The organism is Clostridium sp. CS1-1, assembly GCF_056135525.1.
This window is the reverse complement of record NZ_CM148680.1, coordinates 3343125-3368827: the sequence shown is the minus strand read 5'-3', so window position 1 is coordinate 3368827 and position 25703 is coordinate 3343125. Positions and strand designations below refer to the sequence as shown.

40 protein-coding genes and 1 tRNA gene are annotated in these 25703 nt (G+C 34.5%); all 41 read left to right on the top strand.

The features are described from left to right. The first annotated feature begins 23 nt into the window (after positions 1–23). The 41 genes from AC0N0V_RS15780 (at position 24) to AC0N0V_RS15580 (ending at position 25591) form a co-directional block, all read left to right on the top strand. Complete coding sequence (locus AC0N0V_RS15780) at positions 24–260, top strand: hypothetical protein (protein WP_474459082.1); 237 nt, start codon at positions 24–26, stop codon at positions 258–260. 1 nt (position 261) lies between these two features. Next, entirely contained in the window at positions 262–888 is a 627-nt protein-coding gene (locus AC0N0V_RS15775) for an HNH endonuclease signature motif containing protein (protein ID WP_474459080.1), read from the top strand. 36 nt (positions 889–924) lie between these two features. Further along, positions 925–1137, top strand: coding sequence for a hypothetical protein (locus tag AC0N0V_RS15770; RefSeq protein ID WP_474459078.1), 213 nt, complete (start codon positions 925–927; stop codon positions 1135–1137). An 85-nt stretch (positions 1138–1222) separates the two neighbouring features. Beyond that, on the top strand, positions 1223–1363 hold the full coding sequence (locus AC0N0V_RS15765) for a hypothetical protein (protein WP_474459076.1): 141 nt from the start codon (positions 1223–1225) through the stop codon (positions 1361–1363). Further along, entirely contained in the window at positions 1357–1494 is a 138-nt protein-coding gene (locus AC0N0V_RS15760) for a hypothetical protein (RefSeq protein ID WP_474459074.1), read from the top strand. Before AC0N0V_RS15765 ends, AC0N0V_RS15760 begins: the two co-directional genes overlap by 7 nt. A 2-nt stretch (positions 1495–1496) precedes the next feature. Then, positions 1497–1640 carry a hypothetical protein gene (locus tag AC0N0V_RS15755; RefSeq protein ID WP_474459072.1) on the top strand — a complete coding sequence of 48 codons (144 nt, stop codon included), beginning with the start codon at positions 1497–1499 and terminating at the stop codon, positions 1638–1640. Positions 1641–1660: 20 nt separating this feature from the next. Continuing rightward, positions 1661–2173, top strand: coding sequence for a hypothetical protein (locus AC0N0V_RS15750; protein WP_474459070.1), 513 nt, complete (start codon positions 1661–1663; stop codon positions 2171–2173). Positions 2174–2314: 141 nt separating this feature from the next. Further along, positions 2315–2402: transfer RNA gene (locus AC0N0V_RS15745), tRNA-Ser, on the top strand. Between the two features lie 69 nt (positions 2403–2471). Continuing rightward, positions 2472–2819, top strand: a complete 348-nt coding sequence (locus tag AC0N0V_RS15740) for a hypothetical protein (RefSeq protein WP_474459068.1) — start codon at positions 2472–2474, stop codon at positions 2817–2819. Beyond that, complete coding sequence (locus AC0N0V_RS15735) at positions 2816–2986, top strand: hypothetical protein (RefSeq protein WP_474459066.1); 171 nt, start codon at positions 2816–2818, stop codon at positions 2984–2986. Before AC0N0V_RS15740 ends, AC0N0V_RS15735 begins: the two co-directional genes overlap by 4 nt. A gap of 66 nt (positions 2987–3052) precedes the next feature. Next, entirely contained in the window at positions 3053–3505 is a 453-nt protein-coding gene (locus tag AC0N0V_RS15730) for a hypothetical protein (protein ID WP_474459064.1), read from the top strand. 78 nt (positions 3506–3583) lie between these two features. Continuing rightward, the gene (locus tag AC0N0V_RS15725; RefSeq protein ID WP_474459062.1) at positions 3584–3733 is read left to right on the top strand and encodes a hypothetical protein; all 150 of its coding nucleotides are present in this window, start codon (positions 3584–3586) and stop codon (positions 3731–3733) included. Between the two features lie 299 nt (positions 3734–4032). Then, positions 4033–4575 (top strand): hypothetical protein, encoded by a 543-nt coding sequence (locus AC0N0V_RS15720; RefSeq protein ID WP_474459060.1) that lies wholly within the window; start codon positions 4033–4035, stop codon positions 4573–4575. Next, the gene (locus AC0N0V_RS15715; protein ID WP_474459058.1) at positions 4556–6424 is read left to right on the top strand and encodes a phage terminase large subunit family protein; all 1869 of its coding nucleotides are present in this window, start codon (positions 4556–4558) and stop codon (positions 6422–6424) included. The genes AC0N0V_RS15720 and AC0N0V_RS15715 overlap by 20 nt, the downstream gene beginning before the upstream one ends. 13 nt (positions 6425–6437) lie before the next feature. Next, a complete protein-coding gene (locus tag AC0N0V_RS15710) occupies positions 6438–6674 on the top strand; it encodes a DUF6148 family protein (protein WP_474459056.1) in 237 nt (78 codons plus the stop codon). 15 nt (positions 6675–6689) lie between these two features. Then, positions 6690–8330: a phage portal protein gene (locus tag AC0N0V_RS15705; RefSeq protein ID WP_474459054.1), complete on the top strand. Its 1641-nt coding sequence runs from the start codon at positions 6690–6692 to the stop codon at positions 8328–8330. After that, on the top strand, positions 8323–9534 hold the full coding sequence (locus AC0N0V_RS15700; protein WP_474459052.1) for a head maturation protease, ClpP-related: 1212 nt from the start codon (positions 8323–8325) through the stop codon (positions 9532–9534). The genes AC0N0V_RS15705 and AC0N0V_RS15700 overlap by 8 nt, the downstream gene beginning before the upstream one ends. Further along, positions 9534–9911 (top strand): head decoration protein, encoded by a 378-nt coding sequence (locus AC0N0V_RS15695; RefSeq protein WP_474459050.1) that lies wholly within the window; start codon positions 9534–9536, stop codon positions 9909–9911. The genes AC0N0V_RS15700 and AC0N0V_RS15695 overlap by 1 nt, the downstream gene beginning before the upstream one ends. Positions 9912–9929: 18 nt before the next feature. After that, positions 9930–10973, top strand: a complete 1044-nt coding sequence (locus AC0N0V_RS15690) for a major capsid protein (protein WP_474459048.1) — start codon at positions 9930–9932, stop codon at positions 10971–10973. Between the two features lie 19 nt (positions 10974–10992). Next, complete coding sequence (locus tag AC0N0V_RS15685; RefSeq protein WP_474459046.1) at positions 10993–11286, top strand: hypothetical protein; 294 nt, start codon at positions 10993–10995, stop codon at positions 11284–11286. Beyond that, entirely contained in the window at positions 11287–11601 is a 315-nt protein-coding gene (locus AC0N0V_RS15680; RefSeq protein WP_474459044.1) for a hypothetical protein, read from the top strand. A 1-nt stretch (position 11602) separates the two neighbouring features. Continuing rightward, the gene (locus AC0N0V_RS15675; RefSeq protein WP_474459042.1) at positions 11603–12223 is read left to right on the top strand and encodes a phage tail protein; all 621 of its coding nucleotides are present in this window, start codon (positions 11603–11605) and stop codon (positions 12221–12223) included. Next, positions 12223–12747: a hypothetical protein gene (locus AC0N0V_RS15670; RefSeq protein WP_474459040.1), complete on the top strand. Its 525-nt coding sequence runs from the start codon at positions 12223–12225 to the stop codon at positions 12745–12747. The genes AC0N0V_RS15675 and AC0N0V_RS15670 overlap by 1 nt, the downstream gene beginning before the upstream one ends. A gap of 15 nt (positions 12748–12762) precedes the next feature. Beyond that, on the top strand, positions 12763–14214 hold the full coding sequence (locus AC0N0V_RS15665) for a phage tail sheath protein (RefSeq protein WP_474459038.1): 1452 nt from the start codon (positions 12763–12765) through the stop codon (positions 14212–14214). After that, positions 14211–14717 (top strand): phage major tail tube protein, encoded by a 507-nt coding sequence (locus AC0N0V_RS15660; protein ID WP_474459036.1) that lies wholly within the window; start codon positions 14211–14213, stop codon positions 14715–14717. Before AC0N0V_RS15665 ends, AC0N0V_RS15660 begins: the two co-directional genes overlap by 4 nt. Before the next feature lie 32 nt (positions 14718–14749). Next, positions 14750–15088: a hypothetical protein gene (locus AC0N0V_RS15655; protein WP_474459034.1), complete on the top strand. Its 339-nt coding sequence runs from the start codon at positions 14750–14752 to the stop codon at positions 15086–15088. 126 nt (positions 15089–15214) lie between these two features. Beyond that, complete coding sequence (locus tag AC0N0V_RS15650) at positions 15215–17254, top strand: phage tail tape measure protein (RefSeq protein WP_474459032.1); 2040 nt, start codon at positions 15215–15217, stop codon at positions 17252–17254. Continuing rightward, positions 17247–17459 carry a tail protein X gene (locus tag AC0N0V_RS15645; RefSeq protein ID WP_474459030.1) on the top strand — a complete coding sequence of 71 codons (213 nt, stop codon included), beginning with the start codon at positions 17247–17249 and terminating at the stop codon, positions 17457–17459. The genes AC0N0V_RS15650 and AC0N0V_RS15645 overlap by 8 nt, the downstream gene beginning before the upstream one ends. A gap of 4 nt (positions 17460–17463) precedes the next feature. After that, the gene (locus AC0N0V_RS15640) at positions 17464–18378 is read left to right on the top strand and encodes a phage late control D family protein (protein ID WP_474459028.1); all 915 of its coding nucleotides are present in this window, start codon (positions 17464–17466) and stop codon (positions 18376–18378) included. Further along, positions 18378–18599 carry a hypothetical protein gene (locus AC0N0V_RS15635; RefSeq protein WP_474459026.1) on the top strand — a complete coding sequence of 74 codons (222 nt, stop codon included), beginning with the start codon at positions 18378–18380 and terminating at the stop codon, positions 18597–18599. The genes AC0N0V_RS15640 and AC0N0V_RS15635 overlap by 1 nt, the downstream gene beginning before the upstream one ends. Next, on the top strand, positions 18590–19096 hold the full coding sequence (locus tag AC0N0V_RS15630; RefSeq protein WP_474459024.1) for a phage tail protein: 507 nt from the start codon (positions 18590–18592) through the stop codon (positions 19094–19096). The genes AC0N0V_RS15635 and AC0N0V_RS15630 overlap by 10 nt, the downstream gene beginning before the upstream one ends. A 10-nt stretch (positions 19097–19106) precedes the next feature. Further along, complete coding sequence (locus AC0N0V_RS15625; RefSeq protein ID WP_474459023.1) at positions 19107–19412, top strand: hypothetical protein; 306 nt, start codon at positions 19107–19109, stop codon at positions 19410–19412. After that, on the top strand, positions 19409–20587 hold the full coding sequence (locus AC0N0V_RS15620; protein ID WP_474459021.1) for a baseplate assembly protein: 1179 nt from the start codon (positions 19409–19411) through the stop codon (positions 20585–20587). Before AC0N0V_RS15625 ends, AC0N0V_RS15620 begins: the two co-directional genes overlap by 4 nt. Beyond that, a complete protein-coding gene (locus tag AC0N0V_RS15615) occupies positions 20587–21243 on the top strand; it encodes a phage tail protein I (protein ID WP_474459019.1) in 657 nt (218 codons plus the stop codon). Before AC0N0V_RS15620 ends, AC0N0V_RS15615 begins: the two co-directional genes overlap by 1 nt. Then, positions 21243–22574 (top strand): phage tail protein, encoded by a 1332-nt coding sequence (locus AC0N0V_RS15610; protein WP_474459017.1) that lies wholly within the window; start codon positions 21243–21245, stop codon positions 22572–22574. Before AC0N0V_RS15615 ends, AC0N0V_RS15610 begins: the two co-directional genes overlap by 1 nt. 12 nt (positions 22575–22586) lie before the next feature. Continuing rightward, on the top strand, positions 22587–23744 hold the full coding sequence (locus AC0N0V_RS15605) for an SBBP repeat-containing protein (RefSeq protein ID WP_474459016.1): 1158 nt from the start codon (positions 22587–22589) through the stop codon (positions 23742–23744). A gap of 18 nt (positions 23745–23762) precedes the next feature. Continuing rightward, entirely contained in the window at positions 23763–24053 is a 291-nt protein-coding gene (locus AC0N0V_RS15600) for a hypothetical protein (RefSeq protein WP_474459014.1), read from the top strand. Positions 24054–24056: 3 nt separating this feature from the next. Continuing rightward, the gene (locus tag AC0N0V_RS15595) at positions 24057–24206 is read left to right on the top strand and encodes a hypothetical protein (RefSeq protein WP_474459012.1); all 150 of its coding nucleotides are present in this window, start codon (positions 24057–24059) and stop codon (positions 24204–24206) included. A 91-nt stretch (positions 24207–24297) separates the two neighbouring features. Then, the gene (locus AC0N0V_RS15590) at positions 24298–24714 is read left to right on the top strand and encodes a phage holin family protein (protein ID WP_474459010.1); all 417 of its coding nucleotides are present in this window, start codon (positions 24298–24300) and stop codon (positions 24712–24714) included. A 3-nt stretch (positions 24715–24717) separates the two neighbouring features. Then, positions 24718–25383 carry an N-acetylmuramoyl-L-alanine amidase gene (locus tag AC0N0V_RS15585; protein WP_474459008.1) on the top strand — a complete coding sequence of 222 codons (666 nt, stop codon included), beginning with the start codon at positions 24718–24720 and terminating at the stop codon, positions 25381–25383. A gap of 52 nt (positions 25384–25435) precedes the next feature. Next, positions 25436–25591: a phage holin gene (locus tag AC0N0V_RS15580; protein ID WP_474459006.1), complete on the top strand. Its 156-nt coding sequence runs from the start codon at positions 25436–25438 to the stop codon at positions 25589–25591. The last annotated feature ends 112 nt before the right edge of the window (positions 25592–25703 follow it).

Genomic DNA, 25703 nt, shown 5'->3' with positions numbered 1-25703 from the left:
AATATAGGAAGGAGTAAGTATTTATGAAAAATACTTTAGGTGACTTAAATAACCATTTATTCATGCAGTTAGAGAGACTCAATGACGAAGATTTAAAGGGTGAAGCACTTATTGAAGAAATAAATAGAGCAAAAGCAGTGAATGAGGTTGCATCAAAAATAATTGCAAATGGGTCGTTGGTATTACAAGCTAAAAAAATACAGGCAGATACATTGGGTAGAGAAAATACAGAAATACCTACTATGCTAGAAGGTAAATAATATGAATGGTAGGCAAAAAGGGAGTAAGAATACAGTTCTTCATATATGGACTGATGAAGAAAAGGAGTACTTAAAAGAAATAACACCAGGACATCATTATAGGGAAATCCAAAAGCTTATGAATAAAAAGTTTAACTTAGAACTCACAATGAATCAGATTAAAGGAGCTATAGGTAGATACAAAATTAATACAGGATTTACAGGACAATTTAATAAAGGTCATATTCCTTTCAATAAAGATAAAAAGGGGATATGTGCAAAAGGTTGCGAAAAGACTTGGTTCAAGAAAGGGAATACTCCAGAAAACCATAGGCCAGTGGGAAGTGAGAGAATAAGCGTAGATGGATATGTAGAAGTAAAGGTTGAAGAACCTAACAAATGGAGATTAAAACATCAGGTGGTTTGGGAAAAAAGTAACGGGCAAATTCCTGAAGGACATGCTGTCATATTTGGTGATGGAAATCCACAGAATTTAGATATTAATAATCTTATTCTTGTATCTAGAAAACAGCTACTGAAATTAAACCAATATAGGCTAATACAAAAAGATGCTGATTTAACAAGGACTGGAATTATTATAGTAGATTTATATTCAAAAATAAGTGAAAGAAAGTCTAAGGTGAAGTAATTGAAAATTATGCGACATGTAAGGGGGGATAAAATTATGAACGGATTAACTCAAATAAAAGATAAAGATGGTGTTTTATATGATGTTCAATATGATTGTGATTTTGAAAGATTTGTTATATGGGAACATGATAAGTTAACGGTTGATGGACATTATTTTACAGATAAACAAATAAAGCATTATATTAAAGATGGGCAAATTGAAGTGGCTAAGGATGGCAATGATGTGTTTAAAAGATATTTAAGTTAGGTCATAATCCAACTATAGTTTGAGGATAGAACTAAAATCCTATTCTCAAACGACAATCAAATGAAACTTGGGGAGGTAAAGTAAGATGCTAACAATTGTTGAAGTTATTTTCTATAGCAGTTTTAAGGAACGACTTCAGCTAATGAAAAAATATGTAGGGAGAGCTTACATAGAAATATATCCAAATCACATTTATGTGGAGAGAATGGAGGAAGAGATATGTTAGGTACAATACTTATGGTTACGCTTATAACTCTTATAATAATAACTCCAGTAATAACACTAGCTTTATGCAAGGTGGCAAAAGAGGAAAATGAAACCTTAGAAAATCCAGAGAGAATAAAAATTAGGAGGTAATTATGCCATTCAGAAAGATAAATGCAGCTGAAGAAATTAAAAAAGCTATAGAGAAAAATCCTGAATTAGAGAAGTATATCAAAGAAGCAGAGAAAGAATATGAAGATATAAAGGCGGGTAGGTTAAATAAGAAATTTGGACAATAAAATAGGAGGGACGAGCAATAATGAAGAGTAATAATATAAACATAGATGAAATGATAAGCAAGGCTACAAAGGAAGCTATAAAAGAATATGATAAAGAGAAAAGACAGGAGCAAAAGAAGAAAGTGTTTCATAATACCAGGTTGTTATTAAACCACTATAATGATTTAAAAAGCCATGTGAGAAATGCAATAAGTGATGTAACTAAACTAGAGAATGATCTTATAGATTTAGGTGATGTTGAGAGAGATGAACTATATATTCTGTCTATAAAGAAGAGTAAGACAAAAACATTAATTATGATAGCTCATATTGATATGGCCATGGGAGCGCTTAAGAATAAGCAGTATAAATTATGTTCACCAGAGAAATATGAAGCTTTAAAAATGTTCTATATGGAGGAAATGACATATGAAAAAGTATCAGAGGAGTTAAATTGCAGTGTAATAACTGCTAGAAGGTGGATAAATGAAATGATAAATGAACTAAGTATAAATTTATTTGGAATAGATGGTATGAAATTAGATTTGATATAAGCATGATAAAAAGATGATGTTTTAATGATATATTGAACATGTTAAAATGATAGTATGAAAATATTGGATTAAAGACTGTACTACATACCAGGGACTACAAACTGGTGGCACAGTTAGGGGAGTAAAATCCCCTTTAAATATGGAGGGTTGGTGAAATTGGTAGCCACGAAGGATTGCTAATCCTTTAACCTTATAGGTTATACAGGTTCAAGTCCTGTACCTTCCGCCATAGTCCCCAACCTTATAATATCCCTTATTATAAAATAAGCACTGGTAGAAATACTGGTGCTTTTTTATTTTGAAAAAGGAAGTGAAGATAGTGAATCAACTCTATAAGAAAGATGAATATGTAATAATTCCAGTAGGCAAAGATTATTTAGTAATAAACATAAATAAACCTTTCAAGGAAGCACATACACATATCAATTCTATTGAAAAAGGAAGATTACTTATAGATTTGGCTATCAGAAAAGAACTTCCTAGAAATCCAAAGTTAGTAGAAAGTTTATTAAGGATAAGTTCAGATAAAAAATATATAGAAGAATTAAAGCAATTTAAAGAAGATAGTGAATGTGTAGATTTTAAAAAGATGATGCAGCATGATAGTTACAAAAGAGTAGGTAGAGCTATAAGGAGAGTAAGGTGAAAAACATATTAGTATATTGGTTTGTGAAAAGCATGAGTCGAGCTGATTTAACTATACTTACTTTATCCTCACTTTTATTTATTAAAAGCAAGTATAAATCAGCAATAGCATTACTACTAATTGGTGGGTTAGCAATAGTATTAATTCAATTATGGTTAGGAATATAATTCGACAAAAGAAGGAATCCTCCTTTTAACACAGAAGTTATTATGTGGAAGGGAGGTGGCGCAAATATGAACGAAGATGTTAAAAATAAGCTACAAGAAAAGCAAATCCAAATCAATGAACTTACAACAACTATAAATAAAATCAATGAAAGAAAAGTTAAACTATTTAGAACACACTTAGAAAAATTGAGCGAAGTTGTAGAATTTTTAAATAGTAAGCGATACTATTTCAGACATCCAAAATATAAATACTTATCTACTAGAGGTCCAATATTAGGTTATGACAAAAATGAAAACAATCTCTATGTATACGATATTGAAAGCAAATTTGTTTGCAAGATAAGTATGTATAATACAGAAAATGTAGAGAAAATATGGTTAAACAAGTATTTAGAATATGGTGACTTTGAGGATGCTATCAATGGGCTACTATGTTGCAATACGCTCCAGGATGATATTATTAAAGAGTTAATGGATGAAGTAAACAAAGAGGAAGACATTATAAAAAAATACGAATAAGAATAATAAAGAGCTCACATGGGCTCTTTTCTCATTTCAAAAATAAACAAAGTAATTAGCAGCAAGTGAGGTGATAAGTTGAAGATAGATCCAAACGAATTAATGATTCAAATAAAAGAAAACCATAAGAAATTAGATAGTTGCAGCAGACATGACTTCTCTATAGATGCAACACAGATAAGAAGTTTGATAAAAGATATAGGTGTACTAACTGTGGAGGAGAAGTAAGTGCAACAGATAAGTATTGGTATGACAAAGGGATACAAGATGCTAGTAACACTTAAAGGTTTATTAGATAAAAAGAAAGATAAACAAGTAGTTGAGAAGAGATAATGTATCATCAATGTAGTGTGTCAATTGTATAGTTATGTCAATAAATGTCGAATTGAAGGAGTAGGTTCTTCCAAGGGTTTAAAGGATGCTACGGTGCTTGCGAACCCCGGATTTCATCTAGTGTGACCGAAAAAATATAGGGCACTTCCTTCCTATTTTAAATTATAAAAATGTTATGAAGAGGGTGGTTGTATATGCCGAAGAATCAAGATTTAGATATTACAATTGTAAATAGTATTACACTTGCAACAATCCTTGGAATTACAGATAGGAGAGTACGTCAACTAGTTCAAGAAGGTGTAATAAATTCTAAGTCAAGAGGCAAGTATGAGCTTGTAAAAACAATACAGCAATATTGTAATTATTTACGTCAAAAAACGGAAGTGGATTCTAATAAGCAAGGTGCAAAAGTTGACTATGAAAATGAACGAGCTTTACATGAAAAAGTTAAAAGAGAAAAGGCAGATCTTCAGTTTAAAGTAATGAAAGGTGAACTGCATAGAGCACAAGATGTTGAGAATGTAATGGTCGATATGATTACTAATGCAAAGACCAAGCTTCTTGGTATTCCAGCAAAGGCAGCCCCTATGGTTATTGGGTATACAGATATTCCAAGAATACAGAGTATATTACAAAAAGCTGTTGAGGAGACGCTTGAGGAGCTTGCAAATTATAATCCTGAGCTATTTAGTAATAAATCTGTATTGGTGGACGAAAGTGAAGAGGAAAATGAGTAGGAAGAACACTCTTAAGCTTTTTGAAAAAATCAACAAAGCCTGGGCTCCTCCACCAAGGTTAACCATAAGTCAGTGGGCAGATCAATATCGAATACTCTCAGCTGAAGACTCTGCAGAGCCTGGAAGATGGAGAACAGAAAGAGCAGCATATCAGCGCGAAGTTATGGATGCAGTAAATGACCCAGAAATTGAAAAAGTTATAATGATGTGGAGTGCTCAGCTTGGTAAAACTGCAATTGAATTGAATATTGCTGGTTATTACATACATCAAGATCCATCAACTATTATGGTAGTTGTACCTAACAAAGACCCAATAGCGAAGGATTGGTCTAAAGATAGACTTGCACCAATGATAAGAGATACTCCAGAGCTTGCTGAAAGGGTTGCTGATCCTAAAGCAAGAGATGGAGAGAACAGTACACTGCATAAAAAATTCCCTGGTGGATTAATAGTTGTTGTTGGTGCAAATTCTCCAAGTGACTTAGCATCCAGACCAATGAGAGTTTTGTTATGTGATGAAATTGACCGTTTCCCTGTAAGTGCCGGTACTGAAGGAGATCCAATTGCTTTAGCAGAAAAGAGATCCATTACGTATTGGAATCGTAAAAAAATTTACGTTTCAACTCCTACTGTTCAGGGGGCTTCTAGAATTGAAGATGAATACAATAAAGGTACTAGGGAGAAGTATTGCTTGAAATGCCCTGATTGTGGAGACTATGTGTTCTTAAACTACTATGGGATGAAATTTAAACACAAATGGATTGCACCTGAAGTTGTTGAAGTATCAGAAATTACATTTACATGTCCAAACTGTGGCTGTATTAATACAGAGCAGACTTGGAAAAGGCAACCCGGAGAATGGATTGCAGAAGCTCCCCATATTAGAGGTACTAGAAGCTTTCATCTGAACGCTTTTTATTCTCCATTTTATACTTGGGAAGCAATAATCCAAGAAAAACTTCAAGCTAAAAAAGACCCTGAAAAGCTAAAAGTTGTAGAAAATACTTTATTTGGTCTTCCTTACAAAGAAAAATTGACTAATGAGGATGAAGAACATTTCCTTAGTAGAAGAGAAGAGTATACAGCAGACTTACCAGAAGGAGTTCTATTGCTTACCTGCGGAGTTGATACTCAGGACGATAGACTTGAATATGAAGTTGTCGGATGGGGTAAGGAAGATGAATCCTGGGGGATTGAGTATGGTGTAATTATAGGAAAACCGGACGATGATAGTACATGGAAAATGCTAGATGATAAACTTAATAAAATCTATAAATTTGAGAATGGATTAGGGCTTAAAATATACTGTACTTTCATTGATTCAGGAGGACATTTTACATCAAAGGTTTATGAATATTGCAAGAAAAATGAACATAGAAGAATATTTGCAGTAAAGGGCCGTGGTGGAGCTGGTATACCGTTGATAGATAAGCTTACAAGGAATACAAAAGGACATACACTTTTAGTGCTTCTTGGTGTTGATGATGGTAAAACCACTATAATGTCAGCTCTTAAAGTTAAAGATGAGGGTCCACGTTTTTGTCATTTTCCCTCAAATGAAAATAAAGGATATAATAAAAACTATTTTCACTGCCTTCTTTCTGAAAAGCAAGAGCTTCAAGTGGTTAAAGGTGTAAAACGCTATGTGTGGAAAAAAATAAGTGATGGTGGAAGAAATGAAGCACTAGATACTAGAAATTATGCACTAGCAGCTAAAGAAATTCTTAAACCTAATTATGAAGAGTTGGAAAAAAGATTTAGTGAAATTGTTATAAGTGATAAAAAACCAATAAACGTAGCAAAACCTCAAAAGCGTCGAGGTGTGATTAAGAGAAGTGATACTTATTAAAGTGGGTGAGGTAATGAACAATGAAAGATTATTAAAGGCGAAAGAAAGGCTTTCGGCTTATTATGATGCTGAATTAGCTATACTATCGGGCCAATCATATAGTATTGGAACTAGATCTCTTACAAGGGCAAATCTAGCGTGGGTTAGGACCCAAATCGATAACTTAGAGAAACAAGTTGAGGAGCTTACATCAATGTCTGAAGGAAAAGGACGTAGAAGGGCATATAGGATTACTCCAAGAGATTTATAGGAAGGAGGGAAGTACTTGAATTCGAAACAAAGAGCAATTAGCGCAGAATCAAAAGCCAGGCAAATGGAAGCTCAAGCAAGAATAGAACAGGCAAAGGCACAAATAGAAATTGCAAGAGCTCAATCTAGTATCATGAGAACATTTTCTAACTCAGGGTACTCAGAGAGTGGTGCCAGCAGAAGAAAAAAATCTTTAAAAGGATGGGATTCAAGTAGTAAGAGTCCTCAAGAAGATATTGACTTTAATCTTGATTTGTTAAGACAAAGGTCAAGAAGTCTATATATGTCAGCGCCGATAGCTACATCTGCAATAAAAACTCAAAGAACTAATGTAGTTGGTTCAGGATTAAAGTTAAAATGCAAAATCGACTATGAATTTTTAGGGATTACAAAAGAACAGGCCGAGAAATGGGAAAAAGATACCGAAAGAGAATTTGAACTTTGGTCTGAATCGATATGGTGTGATACCCAAAGATTAAATAATTTTTATGAAATTCAACAGTTGGCATTAATGTCATGGTTAGTCAATGGGGATGGATTTTCGATTATTAAGCGCGTTGAACCGACAGCTTGGATGCCTTATTCTTTAAGGTTGCATTTAATTGAGGGTGATAGAGTATGTAATCCTAATACGACCATGCCAATTGATGCTCAACAAACAGCTTCAAAAGCTTCAAACGGTAACCGTATTTATAATGGCGTTGAAATTGACAGTGATGGTGCTGTGGTTGCTTATTATATTTGCAATAAATACCCAAATAGTAATATGCAAAGCGAAACGAAAAAGTGGCAACGTGTTGAGGCTTATGGAGCACTAACTGGAGAACCGAATATCTTACACTTAATGGAATCTGAAAGGTGTGAACAGTATAGAGGAGTTCCTTATTTAGCACCTGTTATAGAAACACTGAAACAGATAACAAGATATACAGAAGCCGAATTGATGGCTGCAGTAGTGCAGTCTTTTTTTACTGCATTTATAAAAGTGGAAACTCCTAAAAATGAGATGCCAATTGCAAGTATAATACCTGCAGAGGAACAAATTGAGACTGATGCAAATTCTTACGAGTTGGGAGCTGGAACAATTAATGTATTAGGGCCAAATGAAGATGTTGTTTTTGGGGATCCAACAAGACCATCCTCTGGGTTTGATCCATTTGTAACAGCAATGTCAAAACATATAGGGGCGGCACTTGAAATACCAATTGAATTGCTTATTAAATCATTTACTGCTTCATATTCAGCTAGTAGAGCGGCGTTACTTGAAGCCTGGAAAGCTTTTAAAATGAGAAGAACATGGTTTGCAAATGATTTTTGCCAACCTGTTTATGAATTGTTTTTATCAGAGGCAGTAGCACTTGGAAGAATTAAAGCACCAGGATACTTTAATGACCCATCTGTTAAAAAAGCATGGTGCAAAGCAAATTGGAATGGTCCTGCACCAGGACAAATTGACCCAGTAAAAGAGGTTACTGCAGCTAATTTAAGAGTTGCAGAGGGATATTCAACTAGAGAGAAAGAAACAATCGAACTTACTGGTGGTAACTGGGATGAAAACATCATTCAAATAAAGAGAGAAAATCAATTATTGAGTGAAGCTCAACTGCCAGTACAAGTAATACAATCAGACCCGAAAGGAGGTAATAACAATGAATAAACAGTTTTGGAATTTTAAAAACATATCAAATTCTGAAGGAGAACTGACAATATACGGAGATATCGGTGAGTCTTGGTTTGGTGACTCAGTTTCTTCAAAAAAATTCGCTCAATCTTTAAAAAATCTTGGAGATATTTCAAATTTAACTGTAAAAATTAATTCAGGTGGTGGTGATGTTTTCACTGGCCATGCTATAAGAGCAATGCTTAAGGATCATAAGGCATATGTTACCGCAAGAATTGAAGGGTTAGCAGCATCAGCAGCTTCTGTAATTGCGACAGGTGCTGATGAAATAATAGTTCATCCTTCGGATTATATAATGATTCACAACCCAGCAGCTTCCGCAAGTGGTGAAGCAAAGGATTTTTCAAAAATGGTTGGAGTGTTAAGTGTTATTAAAGATGGAATTGTAAATGCATATGCAGAAAAGACTGGGAAAGACAAGGCAGTAATATCCAAACTGATGGATGAAGAGACATGGATGACAGGAGAAGATGCTGTTAGGGAAGGTTTTGCTGATAAACTTGAATCTGATTCGAAGACTCAAAATCAAAAACCTGTATTGAACGGAAATATTTTGATTGTTAATGGCTTAAGTCATGACTTATCAAATATTAAGACTAGACCAAATATAAAGAATGAATTGGATACTAATGAATCTAATTCATTTTCTTTTTTGGATAAAATTTTAAATATTTTCAAGAGTGACAAACAGCTAGAAGGACTAGTAAGTAATATTCTTGAAAATAATCTACCCAAAACAAATCAAACAGAAAGTAAGCAGGAGGTAACAGAAGAAATGGAAATTAAAAATGTAGAAGACCTTAAGAAAAATTATCCGGACCTTGTAAATCAAGTTGAAAAAACTGCAGTAGATGAAGCAGTGGCAGAAGCTATAAAAAATGAAAGGAGTAGGATACAAGACATAGAAAAAATAGCTAATAGGATTGATCCAGCTTTAGTTAACAAAGCAAAGTTCGAAGAGCCGATTGATGCAAAGGACTTGGCTTTTCAAGCAATGCAGGCTGACGATGGAAAAGGAAAAGTATATTTAGAAAATCTTAAGGATGATGCTGCAGCATCCGGAACTAAAGAAATTGAAGCAGCTCCATTAGAAGCTCAAAAGGAAGAAGAAAAGATAGCAACAGAAAATAAAGCCATAGATATGATTTCAGCTGGGGCAAATAGAAGGAGGGGTAAATAATGCAAGAGAATTACAATGTAATAGGAACATCAACACCAGATAACTTAATTGCTGGTAGTGAAGTAGATATGAGTTTGAAAGCTGTAACAGTCCTAACGGGTCAGGGTGTGCTAGCCAGAGGAAGCGTCTTGGGAATTATAACTACTGGAGGGAAAGGAAAACTTGTTGCAAAGGCTTCAGTTGATGGTTCACAAATTGCGAAATTTATTCTAGCAGATACAATAGATACAACTACAGGTGATGTAGTTGCGCAATGCTATCAATCTGGGCAATTTAATCGAGATGCATTAATATTTGCAGCAGGAAATACTGTTGCAGACCATGAGGACAACCTTAGAATTTACGGAATATTACTTAAAGATAACATTGCATATTAAGAGGAGGATTGATTGATAATGGCATTTAATATTTATTCAACTAGAACTATGATGGCAGCTGTTGATAAGATGCTACCAGTTAATACATTTTTCATGGATACATTTTTTAACAGGGTAGAAACATACCCAACAGAGGCTATAGATGTTGATTTTAGAAAAGGTAAAAGAAAAATGGCCCCATTTGTTGCACCTAGAGTTGGCGGGATTACAATGGATAGACAGGGCTTTACTACTAGAAGCTATACTCCCCCTAAGATAGCTCCACAGAGAGTTTTAACTAAAGATGACATCTCAACTAGAGCTATGGGAGAGAATGTTTATAGTACAAGAACTCCAGAGGAAAGAGCAGCTGCACTTCTTGGAACAGACCTTTCTGAACTTGATGAAACAATTTCAAGAAGAGAAGAATGGATGTGCCGTGAGATTATTATAAATGGTAAGTGCGTTATGAAAGGATTTGTTGATGATAAAGACAGCAATACTATAGACCAAGAAGTTGATTACAATTTTACTAACAAAGAAACATTAATTAGCACTGCTAAGTGGGATCAAGCGACATCAAATAAACTTGCAGACCTTAAGAGATGGAGACTCTCGGTTATTAAAAAGACAGGTAAAGCACCGACAGTGTGCATAATGGCTTCTGATGTAGCAGACTTATTTATAGGTGATGCAAATGTACAGGCTATGTTCGATAAAAATAAAATTAAAGTTGGAGATATTACACCTACAATTGTAAATGAGGCGGTAACATTCATAGGTAGAATTGTATCTTTAGGCCTTGATTTATATACTTATGATGAGTGGTATGTAGATGATGCTGGTGTTGAGCAGCCAATGATGCCAACTAAAACTCTAATACTTGGAAGACCAGGTATGGCAAAGAGAATCTATGGAGCTGTTACTCAGATGGAAAAAGGTGAGTTTTATACTTATGAAGGTGAAAGAGTTCCAAAACAATGGGCTGATGAAGAAAATGAAGTCAAGATGATAAAAATTACTTCTAGACCATTACCAGTTCCAGAAGATGTTGATGACTGGTATGTTGCTGTTGTTTATTAAGAAAGGATAGGTGAACGAAATGACCGTTAGAGTTACGAAAAATAAAGTGTTTGATGGGAAAAAAGCTTATGAAGTTGGTGATATTATAGATGGACTCTCTAAGGAAGAAGAGTCCATTCTTGTTGCTGATGGAATTGTGGAATATGCAGTTAAAGGCTCAGAAGTGGAAAACGTTGAGGATAGTACCGAAGAAGTTAAAAAAAATGTTGAGGATATAGCTTCAAAAAATGAAAATAGTGAAACTGAGACAATAGATCCTAATAGCTTGGTTCTTAATCCTGACGAATACATTAAAACAAGCAAGGTGAAATAATTGGTATTCAAAGATTTTGTTGAAAAAGACCTCGAAACTTTTTTCAATGATGATGAGTTTGCAGAGTATCACCAAATAGGTAATCGTACATTAAAGGCTATCATAGATAATGATAGATTAATAGAACGTTCAAAAAAAGAGTTTGATGGAATAAGCGTTGGCGAGGTACTATACTTTGTTAACGCTTTAGATTTTGGGGAACTACCAGAGGAGAATGCACAGCAGATATTTGATGGGCGTATGATGTATGTTTTTAGTGCTAGAGAAGACAATGGAATGTATGAAATAATACTTCATCAAAATCGAGGTGAGTAGAGTGGCGAATAATATATCTGTTGATACAAAACAAATTGATAGATTATGTATGGAGCTTAAAGGATTTGAGAAAGAAGTGGGGGAAGCCACTCGATTAGCAATAAATAGAACCATAGATCATGCGATAACCAAGGCAGCTCAGTTCGTAACAAAGGCTTATGCTGTAAAATCCTCTGAAGTTAAAGAAACATTTAAAGGCGGAATAAAGAAACCATCAAAAACTGATTTGTCAGCTAGTATAACATCGGTAGGACACACATTAAGTTTTGCCCACTTTCCATATACGCCTAAAACACCAAAAAGAGGTGGAAAGAGTGTTTTTCAAAATGCAGTTATGGTTACTATCAAAAAATCAAAAGGAAAAGTATTATCTAAGGTAGGTTTTGTGGCTACAACTGGTGCAAAGTCTGAAGATAAAACACCTTATAATGTATTTAAAAGACTTGGTAAATCGAGACTGCCTATTGCACCAATAAGAACATTATCAATTCCACAGATGATAACAAATGAAAATGTTGGCTCACAAATTCAAGATGCTGTGGCCCAAAAGTTTGAAGAAAGACTTGAACATGAAATTATAAGGCAAATGACTTCGATGAGCAATAGGATAGGTGGTAAGTAATGACTGATATTATTTTATTAGAAGCATTACAAAAATTTCTCCAAGAGAATGTAACATCTCAAGTAAAACTCAAAAAGCCTAATGATAAAAATGTTTTAGACTATAACTTAGTAAATCCTGCAGTCCATATTGGTTGGATTCCTCCTAATGGGATGATTCCAGAAGGTTTAGCTGTTGTTATGCCTTGTATAATTGTTGGACACGATGATGGTGAGGACAATGGAATAGATGCAGGACTAAACATAAGGCTAACATTTGTTGTATGGAATCCAGGCTATAAAGATGAGGCAGGAAACATAACTCCTAACTTTGAGGGTTATAGAGATTTATTGAATTTTATAGAGAAAGTTAAACATGAACTGAGGACTAGAAGAATTATAGAAGAAAAAACAACGGTTGAGCTTCCCTTGAAATGGGGTATGTATCAAGATCCACCTCATCCTTACTGGTATGGGTGGATTACTTTTAGAGCAAGAACAGAGCCAGGAAAATATATTCCTAGTGTATATGAACAATATTTATAATAGAGAGGTGTTTTAATGTACAGACATGGAGCCTATGGTGATTTAATGCCTACACAGGACTTAGTGGCGGCAAAAGGTATAAGTACTCTTCCAGTGTATTTTGGAATTGCGCCAGTGCATCAGTTATTAGATTACAGTGGAAAGGTAAATAAGCCTATTTTAGTACAGACTTATCCAGATGCAGTAACTAAAGTAGGTTACAATGATAGCAACTGGAAAGACTTCGATTTATGTGAACCTATATATGCACATTTTAAGAATCAAATACAAGCAATTGGTCCTATAATTCTTGTAAATGTGCTTGATCCAGATACTATGAAGAGTGCAGAAAAGACAGATACAGCTACATTCACTAATAAACAATACTATATAAACAGTGACAAAGTTATTTTAAAGACTATAAGTATTACCGATAAAGTACTAGGAACTGATTTTTCAGTTGCATATACTGCAGATGGTTCAAAAGTTTTAGTAAAAGACTTAGCAGGAGATTTAACTGGAGAAATAGCAATTAAATATAATGAGGTTGACTTAACGAAAGTAACTAAAGCTGAAGTAATCGGAGGTGTAGATACTTCAGGAGTTAGAACAGGTATATCTGTTGTTGACTTAGTATATCAAAGGTATAATGCGGTACCTACAATTCTAGATGCTCCAGGGTGGAGTCACATGCAAGAAGTTGATGCAGCTCTTAAAGCAGCACAACAAAAAATAAATGGACATTGGTATGCTTGGGTAAACAGTAATTTAGTTGCAGACACTAATGCAGATACTATAGAAAAGGCAAAAACATGGAAATCTGAAAAAGCATATATTGGAGCCGGTGAAACTCCATGTTGGCCAATGGCTAAGAATGTAGATAGAAAATTTCACTTGTCTACGTTAACGACAGTTACAATGCAGCAAGTAGATTTTGCAAATGATAACATTCCATATGAAACACCATCAAACAAACCAATAGATATTACAGGGTTATGTCTAGCTGATGGAAAGACAATAGAATTTGATCAGCTTCAAGCGAATGATTTAAACTCTAAAGGTATTAAAACTGCAACATATTGGGGTGGAAGATGGGTACTTTGGGGACCACATACAGGTGAATATGAAGATGGTAAAGACATGGACCCAAGAGACAAATTCGATTGTAATGTTAGAATGCTATACTACATGCTGAATGATTTTCAACAGAGGTATGGAATGCAAGTAGATAAACCAATGAATAGGTCGAGAATAGATACAATACTCAACGACTATCAAGAGCGACTTGATGGTTTTATTAGTCGTGGAGCTTTGCTATATGGAAAAGTACAATTTAATGAAACAAGCAATCCTGTAAGTGACATTGTAGAGGGAGATTTTGATTTTGATATCGCCACAACTACAACACCACCAGGAAAATCTATCAATGCCAAATTAATGTATACTACAAAAGGGATAGATGCACTATTTGGAGGTGAGCAAGCATGATAAGTGGCGCAATAGTAGCACATAAATACTTTGATAATGGAACAGAGGTAGAAGATACGGTTTCTTGCCAGCTTCCTAGTATTGAAAATGGAACTACAGAAGTTAAAGGCGCTGGAATACTTGGTACATTAGATATGCCTTCCAGTGCTCAGTTAAATGCCATGACCTTTAGTGCAAGTATGAGGTCAATGAATAAAACTAACTTAAGTTGTGCAGCACCAGGAGTCCATAATATAGAACTTAGATTTGTAAAAGATACTAAGACAGACAATGGTGAAATGATTCCTGAGGGCACAAAAATTTTTGTAACAGGAGTATTTAAGAAAAATGATCCTGGAAAAGTAGAGATTAATGGAACAATGGACGGCTCAATAGAATATGAGGTACTTCGTTATAGAATTGTAATTGCTGGAGAAGAAATATTGTTAATAGATAAGGTAAACTTCATTTACAAAGTAAATGGAGTAGATTATATGGAAAAAATCAGGGCAGCTCTTAATTAAGGGCTGTCTTTTAATTTGAGGAGGAAAGAGAAATGGCAGAAATATTAAAATTAAAAAACCCTATAAAAATAAATGGTGAGGAAGTAAAAGAAGTTACTTATGACTTTGAAACTTTAACTCCAGATGATATGGGTGCAGCTGAAAAAAGGATGCTGCAAAAACAACAAATATCAGTACAAATGGAGGAATTTAATTATACTTGGCACTCTTATTTATTTGCGGCAGCAGCAGTAAAGGCTAATTCTTCAAATGATATATCTGATTACATGAGACTTTCTGGAACTGATGCTGTAAAAGCAAAAAAGTTAGCAAGAAATTTTATACTAGCTGCGGAGGATGGAGAAGAAGAGACTTCAGACGAGCAGCAATAGAGATAGGATTATTCACCAAAACGGCATATACGCCTTATATGAGGATGCCAGTAGGTGAATTTATTGAATACTACAACGACCTTTGCGATTTAAGTAAAAAGCTAGAAAAAGAGGGAGGGAGGGGACATGGCAAGTAGTAAAGAATTACGAGCCTTAATTACCTTAGCTGGTAAAGTAGATCCTTCTCTCCAGTCAGCTATGATGAAAGCTTCCAAAATGAGTCAGAAGGTTGCTCAAGACACTAAAAAGTCAACATCATCTCTGAGCAAAGTTGGAACTATAGCAAAAGGTGTATTTGTAGGAAACTTAGCATACTCAGGAGTAACAAAATTAGCTTATGGTATGATGGAAGCGGGAAAAAATGGCGTAAAACTTGCATCGAATTTAACAGAAGTGCAAAACGTTGTTGATGTTACATTTGGTCAGAGTGCAAGCAAAATAAATGAGTGGTCACAAAAGGCTACAGATTCTTTTGGGCTATCTGAGTTACAGGCTAAGCAGTTCAATGGTACACTCGGGGCTATGATGAAAAGCAGTGGAGTTACTGGAGATAGATTAGTAACAATGTCTGAAAAACTTACAGGGTTAGCAGGTGATTTTGCTAGTTTTCATAATCTAAATCCAGAAGAGGCTTTTGAAAAAATTCGGGCCGGGATATCTGGAGAGACAGAACCACTAAAGCAAATTGGAATTAACATGAGTGTAGCCAATTTAGAGGCATATGCGTTAAGTAAAGGACTAAAACAGTCGTACCAACACATGGATCAAGCAGGGCAAACTGCCTTAAGGTATAGTTACTTAATGCATGTATCTAAAGATGCACAAGGAGATTTTGCAAGAACTCAAGCAAGTTTCGCTAACCAAGTTAGACTTTTAAAGGTAAATTTTGAGCAATTAAGTGCAAAGGTTATGACTAAAGCACTACCAGCATTAACAAAGGTAGCTCAGGTTACAAATAATTTTATTAAAAGCATCTCATCTGGAAAGCTGAATTCAGTTTCTAGCAAAGTTACTGCGCCCTTTATGCGGATTTATTCTGTTGGTTCCAGGGTATTTAAAAGTATATCTAAAACTATACAAGACAATCAGCCCTTGCTTAACAACTTAGGAAGCGCTGCACTAGACCTTGGAGATAAATTAAGTCGAGGTTTTGAAACCGCGGAACCAACAATAGAGTGGCTATTTAAAACAGGAGTACCAGCTGTTACCGGGACTATAACAGATCTAACTAAAGGTGCAACTGATTTATATAATTTTATAAATGATCATTGGTCGCTGATAGAACCAATAGTGCTGGGTATCGCAGGAGCAGTTGCAGTATATGAGGGTAACTTAATAAGATTAGCTATAGCTGAGAAAGCTGGCTTAATAATAGAGTCGTTATCTAAGGCATGGACTTATGGTCGACTAGTGTTGTTTAATCTTCAAAATGGAATGAAGTTAGCCACTGTAGCGCAACTGGTCTTCAATGATGCTATGAAAGCTAATCAAATTGGAGTCATTATAACATTAGTAGGACTTGCAATTACTGCAGGCGTTGCCTTATATAAAAATTGGGACACAGTATCTGCTAGCTTATCAAAAACATGGACAGCTATCAGAAATGTATTCGATGAGGGTGTTAACTGGTGTGTAAAAAAAATAGATTCACTTGTTGAGAAATTCAATAAGTTAACAGGACTTAAGTTACCTACTCTTTCTGAGCAATCAGCATCATATCCTAAAACCGATAGAGACAAAGCAACAGCCCTTATGGAGAAAAAAGCACTTGGAGGTATTGCAACAAAGCCTGCGATATTTGGTGAAGCTGGTCCAGAAATGGCTATTCCACTAAATAGAAGCCCAAGAAGTTTTGAACTTCTTAGAAGGACAGCTCAAATACTTGGAGTGCAAAATAAAGGATATAAACCAGGAAGCCTTTCATCATTAAACAAAGAACACACAAACACATATACCCCTGGCAGTCTTTCAGAAATTAATGGCTCACAGATGATTCAATCTCAACAGAATTTTAAAATGCCTGATGTAAATGTTAATGTAATAATTAACGAGGCTAAAAGTAGCAAAGAGGATATAGATTCAAGAATTAAGGAAGCAGTAAAAAATGCTATAGAGGAAGTAGTGGAAACATTCTTAAGTGGTAAGGAGAGGGTGGAATATGGCTAATAGTTATATAGATTATACAACAACTCAAGGCGATACATTTGATATGCTTGCATTAAGAGCTTATGAAAGTGAATTTATGTCTACTATAATTATTCAGGCCAATCCTCAATATGCAGATATACTAACATTTGACTCAGGAGTCAATCTAAAAATACCTATAATAAGTAGGCAAGCAGCAGTTGTTTTGCCACCTTGGAAGAGGTGATTCTATGTATTTGATTTATGAGGGTGTAGATATTAGTAAGGATGTTGAAATTCACAAAGCAGATTTAACAGATAATGCTGGAGCTGAGCTTGATAGTTTAGAAATATGGTTTGATGATCCTAAGAAGCTATGGAGCAAATGGAAGCCAGAGAAAAACCACAAAGTGCAAGTTATCCAAGATGGATTTAAAAGCGGAATCATGTATGTGGATGAATTGGAACAACAAAGGGGCATGTTTATTATACGTGCCCTTCCTATTCCTCAACAGGCTAAGGAGCAGCATACTCAACCTTGGGAGGCAGTAAGATTCTTAGAATTTGCAACTCAATTAACTACAAGATATGGCTTTAAATTTCAAACTTATGGGGTAGAAAATTTTCTATATGATAGAGTTGACCAATACGAGCAAGCAGACTTTAGTTTTCTACTATGGAGATGCTTACTTGAGGGGTATTTATTGAAGATTACCAGCAACACAGTAAATATATATAGTGAAGTCTACATGGAAAAATTGACTTCGGTAAAGACAATAGATATAAGCCAATTCGATGGATATTATAAATTCATAAGCAAAGCCACGGGTATTTATAGCGCTTGTAAGATAACTAGTAATAATACTACTTCCATATTCAAGTCGGGTAATGGTCCAAGCGGCGCAATGTTGAAATATAATGATATCTATTTAGGATCACAGGCTGAGGGAGATAGATATTCTAAAAACTTACTCAGGCTAAAAAATAAATATGAGAATACAGGTAAATTTACAATAAAATTAGATACCACACTTGCTGCAACTAGCAATATTAATATAAATGGTGTAGGACTTGCTGATGGTAAATATTTTTGTGAACAGGTAGTTCATAGGTTTATAGATGGTAAAACTTTTATAAGATGTAGAAGACCTTTGGAGGGGTATTAATGCTTTTAAGAGGAATTGTATCAGACATAAAAATTGAGCCAATAAGAGCACGTGTTACATTTAAAGAGAGAGATAATAGAGTATCTGCGTTTCTTAAATTAGCTACACACGTAGGAGGTTTAGAGGTTGGGGATAATGTTGTTGTAGCTTTCTTTTCAGATAACAGCAGCGATGGATTAATAATAGCTAAATATAGAGAAGGTGATGAGATATGGCAATAGCAACATTTGCATCTAAAGTATTTCAAGTTACTTCAGACAGAATATATACTTTTGATGATTTTCAATATAATTCAACACTAGAAACAGAAAAGCAAGATGCAGAAGGAACTAAGCCTTCAACATATAATAAAGGCACTGGATTAGATGATATGAGTTTTAAAATAAAATTAGATATAGCTTTTGGTGTTAACCCTCGTAATGAATGGGAGGATTGGAAAACAATATTGAGTGCTGGTATAGCATATCCATTTATACTTGGAGGGAGACCACTAAGTCAGTATAATTGGTTACTTGTAGGAGTATCTGATAACAACACTAATTTTGATAATACAGGCAACATATTATCTATGGAATTAGGTCTTAAATTTGAGGAATATGTAAGGCCTGGTGCTAAGAAAGAGAAGACTACAAAGAGTAAGTCTTCAGGAAGTAAAGCTAAAGGTAAGAGCATTGAAGCATTTTCAGATTCAGAGTATGAGTCTTTAATAGAAGACTAGAGGTGATAACATGCAATATACAATTGATACTTCAAATCCCGTTAATCTTAATTGGGCAGCAAAAGGTGATGAAAGAATATTACAAAATGTAATTAATCTTATAAGTACATGGATGTATGAAGTTGCTTACAGTCGTAAAAAAGGTATTAATCCAGAAATATTAGATAAGCCTAAAGATGTATTATCAGCACTTTATGTTTCTGAAGTCTTTAGGGTAGTTGGAGAATATGAACCAAGGGCAGAAGTTACAGAGGTACAGCCTATTGGAATTGATGATAATGGCAATATGCAATTCAAGGTGGTGGTGGATATATGAGTGATATAAGTTTTGTTGAAGTAGATGCACAAAAAATAAATACAGAATTGATAAATGGTTTTGAAACAACCCTTGGAGAAACCTTGTACCCTGGGGATGAAAGACGTATCTTCTTAGAACAGGAAACACAGGTTGTAGTAGGATTAAAAAATGATATAAATGAAACTGCAAAGCAAAATTTACTCAGATATGCTAAAGGAGATCAGTTGGATGCATTAGGCGAGTGGTGGAATACTCCTAGGCTTGCAGCAACAAAGGCGCATACAACTTTTAGATTTACTTTGTCAGCTGTACAGAGTCAAGATGTACCAGTACCATCAGGCACAAGAGGAACGCCAGATGGTACTTTTTATTTTGCATGTTCTAAAGATGCCGTGATTCCGGCAGGTTCTCTATATATCGATGTTTTAGCTTATGCTACAGAGGCAGGAGAAAAATATAATAGTTTTGTAGCAGGACAAATAAAAACACTAGTAGACCCTATTCCATATGTTACAAGTGTTGTGAATATTGATACTAGTACTGGGGGTGCAGATGAAGAGGCAGATGACGATGGAGTAAATGTATGGAGTGGATATAGAGAAAGAATAAGAGAAGCACCAGAAGCAACTTCAACAGCAGGACCAGAGGGAGCATATCAATATTTTGCAAAATCAGCTAATGCAAATATCTCCGATGTTTCAACTACATCACCATCACCGGGAGTTGTAAAAATAGTAGTATTAATGGAAAATGGTGTATTGCCTACACAAGATATACTAGACAAAGTACTTGCTCAATGTAGTCAAAAGGATAGAAGACCACTTACTGATAATGTACAAGTAGCAGCACCTACTATAGTTAATTATGATATAAATCTTACTTACTATCTAGACCAGGAACATTCTTCTGAAGAACTAACCTATAGAAGGGCTATTGAAGGAGATAATTTAGATTGTAGCACTGGAGCTATAAGAGATTATATAAATTGGATGCAATTAAAACTTGGTAGATCAATAAAGCAAGATGAACTGAAGTATATGATTCAAAATTCAGCATCATATACAACGACAGGTGGAAAATCTTATACAGTAGTAAGAAGAATTGAACTTAATTCACCAGCAAACATAACATTAGATGAAACAGAAGTAGCTAAAGTTGGGACGATTACAGTAACTTATGGAGGTTTAGAGTAATGAATTTGCAGAATGTAGATTTATTAGCGTTGCAAACTACTGAGATGAAGCAAGACCCAACTACTAAAGCTATATGTACTTCACTTACACCAAAGTTTCAGCAGTTAGGTTCAGAAGCAAAATGTGTGTTGATTTATTCTAGGATAAATGAGTTAGATGATGCTGCAATAGATGAATTAGCATATCAAATGCATGTTGATTTTTACAACTCATCCTTAGATTTAAATATCAAAAGGCAAGTAGTTAAAAACTCTTTAAGATGGCATAGAATAAAAGGTACTCCATCAGCAGTAGAAGAAGCTTCAAAAGTTGTATTTGGACGTACCTGGGTTACAGAGTGGTTTGAATATGGAGGCAATCCTTATTATTTTAAAGTTAATGTTGAAGCTACCAATAGAGGAGCTAGTGAAGCTGACTATGTGTTATTAGAACAACTAATTAATGCCTACAAAAATAAACGTAGTTGGCTTGAAGTAATAAATATTTTCTTAACAACAAATGGAACACTATTTTTTGGTGGATGTATGAATTCTGGTGAAGAAATTACAGTTTATCCATGGAGTCCTACAGAAACTATAAGTACAGGAAAAATAAATTTAGGGTCTAGTAATAGATTTGTTGAAACAACAATTATATATCCAAAGGAGGCGAGCTAATGGCAGAAAGCTTTTATACTATATTAACAACAGTAGGCCAAGCTAAAATAGCAAATTCCTATGCCCTTGGAACAAAACTAAATCTAACACAATTTAAGGTGGGTGATGGGGGCGGAGCTTATTATAATCCTGTAGCAAGTGCAACTGCATTAAAAAATCAGGTTTGGAGTGGCAATATCAGTTCCATATATGTAGATGCTGATAATCCTAACTGGATAGTGATAGAGGTAGTTATACCTTCATCTGATGGAGGATTTATGATTAGAGAAGCAGCGGTATACGATGATACCGGAAACATGATAGCAATAGGAAAATACCCGGAAACATACAAGCCAGTATTAGCAGATGGAAGTGCAAAAGATTTATATATAAAAATGATTTTAGAAGTCTCTAATACTGCATCTATAACCTTAAAAATAGATCCATCGGTTGTACTAGCTACCAAGAAAGACATAACAACTTTACAGAATCAGATAAGCAGTATAAGTATACCTGTTAAAAGTGTGAATGGTAAAACAGGAAATATAACATTAAAGGCATCTGATATAAAGACAGATGATGGAACTACATTAGAAAATCTAAATAATACGATAGATGAACATTTGGCTGATTATATGTATCAAGTACCTAATATAGTGGGTACACAAATTAGGATAAACAAACTTTCGAATACCAATAGATTATTTTTCAAATTAGATGCTGATTTAACAGGTGGAGCTATAACAATATCTACAGATGGAGGTACAACTTCAAAACCTTTGCAAGATATTGGCGGCACTGCAATTACTCAATTAGAAAAAGGGTTTGTGGAGGTGGTAGCTGATGCGACTTTTTTTACCTTACGGAATAGAGGAATATCAGCTACACAAAAACAAGCATTAATAGATATAGTAAATAATGCAGATACAAATCAATCTACAATTAAAACTAATATTGCTAATGCTTTAAATACTAAAACAGGAAGTAATTTAACAAGTGCTAGTGCATGGATAGATGTTATAAATGCTATATCAAGTGCAAGTGTAAAAAAAATAAAAACTGGAAATATTTCTAACCCAACTGCATCCACAAAATATACTGTAACAGGAATACCATTTACACCTAGCGTTGTTGCTATATATAGAATAGATGGTGCTGCTTCAAATTCAGATACGGTTATTATGTATAATAACTTTAGTTATAATCCAGTCACAACACTAGGCTTCGGATATTCATTAAATGCAGTATCACATTTAACAACATCTAATACATTCTATGGATTTACAAGTGACGGCTTTTCATTTACCCCACAAGTATCAAGTGCTAATTATACATGGATAGCTATGGAATAGGGAGGTGATTAAATGTCTTTAGATAGTACAGCAAAATTAAGTGATATAATAACATCACTCCAAAACATGGAAGGTATAAATGCAAAAGCTGATATAATAAATGCTATTAATAGCAGAGGTGGAAATGTAAATAATAACACCAGTGGTACAGATTTAGCTATTGCAATATCGAATCTTAAATATAAAATAAATGACAATATTAATGATAATAATATATCGTTAGTCACTTCAAAAGGCACTGAAGTGTGGAGTAATAGCGATATAGGGGTGGCTCAGGGTATAGCTGTAGACAAATTAGGCAATGTATACGCAACTTATGCTAATGCAAGTGGGAAAACAGTTAGGAAATTCAGTGCCACAGGTGTAGAAATTTGGAGTAATTCGGATACACAACAGGCTTTCGCTGTAGCTGTAGACAACAACGGAGATGTATATGTGGCTTATAATTTATCAGCTACTTTAAAAACAGTTAGAAAACTAAATGGAAATACTGGTATTGAAATTTGGAGTAATACAATTGGTGACCATGCTTCCGCCATAGCTATTGATAAAGACGGAAATGTACTGGTGGGTTACAATACTACAAGTGGCAAGACAGTCGTAAAATTAAATGGTACTACAGGCGTTGAAATTTGGGGTAATAGCGATAGTTCCGGTTATAATGTGCAAGGTATAGCTGTAGACAGTAATGGAGATGTGTATGTAGCACATAGTTATCAAGGTGGTTCTGCAAAATATGTAAGAAAATTAAATGGTACTAATGGCATTGAAATTTGGAGTAATGGCGATGTTTATGGCACATGTGCTATAGATGTGGATAACTTAGGTGGTGTATATGTAGCGTATAAAGCTACAAGTGGAAAAATCGTTAGGAAATTAAATGCTACAACTGGTATAGAAATTTGGAGTAATAGCGAAATCGTTAACGCGACGGGCATAGCTGTAGATAGTAATGGGAATAGTTATGTAACATATAGTGGTGGTGCTAATAGCAAAACTGTTAGAAAATTAGATACTGTAGGTGTAGAGATATGGAGCAATACTGAGGTAGGTAACGCAAAAGGTGTAAATGTAGATAATAACAGTAACGTATATGTGGCGTACGGCTATACTACAGGTAAAACGGTGAGGAAGCTATATGGGGTAAGCACTTTTAAAATTATTAATTAGAAAAGGGAGCGTGTTGAAATGATTTTATTGTATATAAAAAAAGAAACAGAAGAAAAGGCAAGAGTAATAGGCACACATAACTTTCCTTATGATGAAGTAAATGGGGTAAGTGAAGACATCATTGCACAAAATATACTTATAGATAACGAACCTACTGAACCAATAGTTCCAGTAGATAAAGGTTATTATAGATATATTAACCCCAAGACAAAAGAAATATGGTATGAATATTTTGATTTACAAAAAGATGAATTACAAGATAGAGTATCATCTTTAGAAATAGCAATGGCTAATATGACGGGGGTGTAAAGTATGCCAACTTGGAAGAAAACAATATTTGTTAATGCAATAAAAGCAAGAATGACTCAAGAAAATAGAACAGCAGAAGATATAATTCAAGAATATATTAAACTCACTGAGGCAGAAAAGACAGAAATATTAACTGCAATTGCTTCACAATAGAAAACTATAGCGAGGTTATCGCAAAAACTAAATATACTAAATAAAGGGAGCTTACGGCTCTCTTTTTAATTTACATTATGGAGGTATGGTAATGGATAAAAAAGAAATGTTTAATACAGTAATAGCAGGAATGGGAACTTATTTGACATGGCTATTTGGAGCTTGGGACACAGCTCTGGCAGTTCTAATATCTTTTATGATTTTGGACTATATAACAGGACTCTTAAGAGGTGCTGTAAACAAAGAATTAAGTTCAGATGTAGGTTTCAAAGGATTAGCAAGAAAAGCAGTTATCTTTGTAGTTCTTATAGTTGCAGTTAGCTTAGACAGGCTCTCTAATACTGGCACATGGGTATTTCGTACATTAATATGTTATTTTTATATAGCAAATGAGGGTATATCTATAATAGAGAATAGTACTGCTCTAGGATTACCAGTGCCAGATAAATTAAAGGACATGCTAATGCAATTAAAAGAAGGAAATAAAAAAGAGGTAAAGGGGGAATAAACTATGAAAATAGCAATAGATATTGGACATAATTGTCCACCAGACAGTGGAGCTGTAGATGTAGGAAATGAAAATAGCATGAATATGAACACAGGTAAAAGAGTTATATCAAAGCTTCCAGCTTTAGGACATGAAGTATTAAATGTAACACCAATAAGTTGTAATAGTGTAGTTGATTCACTTGCACAGAGGGTTAATAAAGCTAATTATTGGGGGGCTGACTTATATGTTTCAATTCATGCAAATGCTGGTGGTGGACATGGTACAGAGGTATGGATTGGTTCGGAAAGAAGCAGAGATATAGGAACTAGAATAGTAAATAATATAGCAGCTTTAGGGTATACAAACAGAGGTGTTAAGGTACAAGGGAGAGATGGTGGGCGTTTATATGTGTTACAAAATACTAATATGCCAGCCTTACTTGTAGAGCAATGTTTTGTAGATAGTTCTTCAGATATGGCGGGCTTTAATGCAGAAAGCATGGCTAATGCTATTGTTGCTGGAATAACAGTTCAAGCAGTACAAACTCCAGCTGCAGTAGTAGAAAGTAAATCCTATAGAGTTATTACTGGAGCATTCTCTAATAAGCAAGATGCAGACAATTTTGCTAATAAACTTAAAACACAAGGTACTACAGCATATGTTGTAAATGCAGATATATTAAAATAGAGGAGATGATTATATGGATATTAAAAAAAGACTGTAAAATAAAGCGTTTTGGTTGGCTGTAGCTGCATTTGTAGCGCTCATGGGAAAGACATTTAATCTATTTACTGTACCAGATGACTACGACCAAACGGTGAATATGATATTAGGGTTACTTACTATGCTAGGAATTATAATTGACCCTAGTACTCCTGGACTATCAGATCAGTAATTTTATTCCTAGGTTAACTACTAGGGAGTTTCTACATTGTAAAAATTTAAAATTTGTAAAGTTTATAAAATAAAAATAAATAAAAGCCTATTATATATAACAGTAAGCAGAT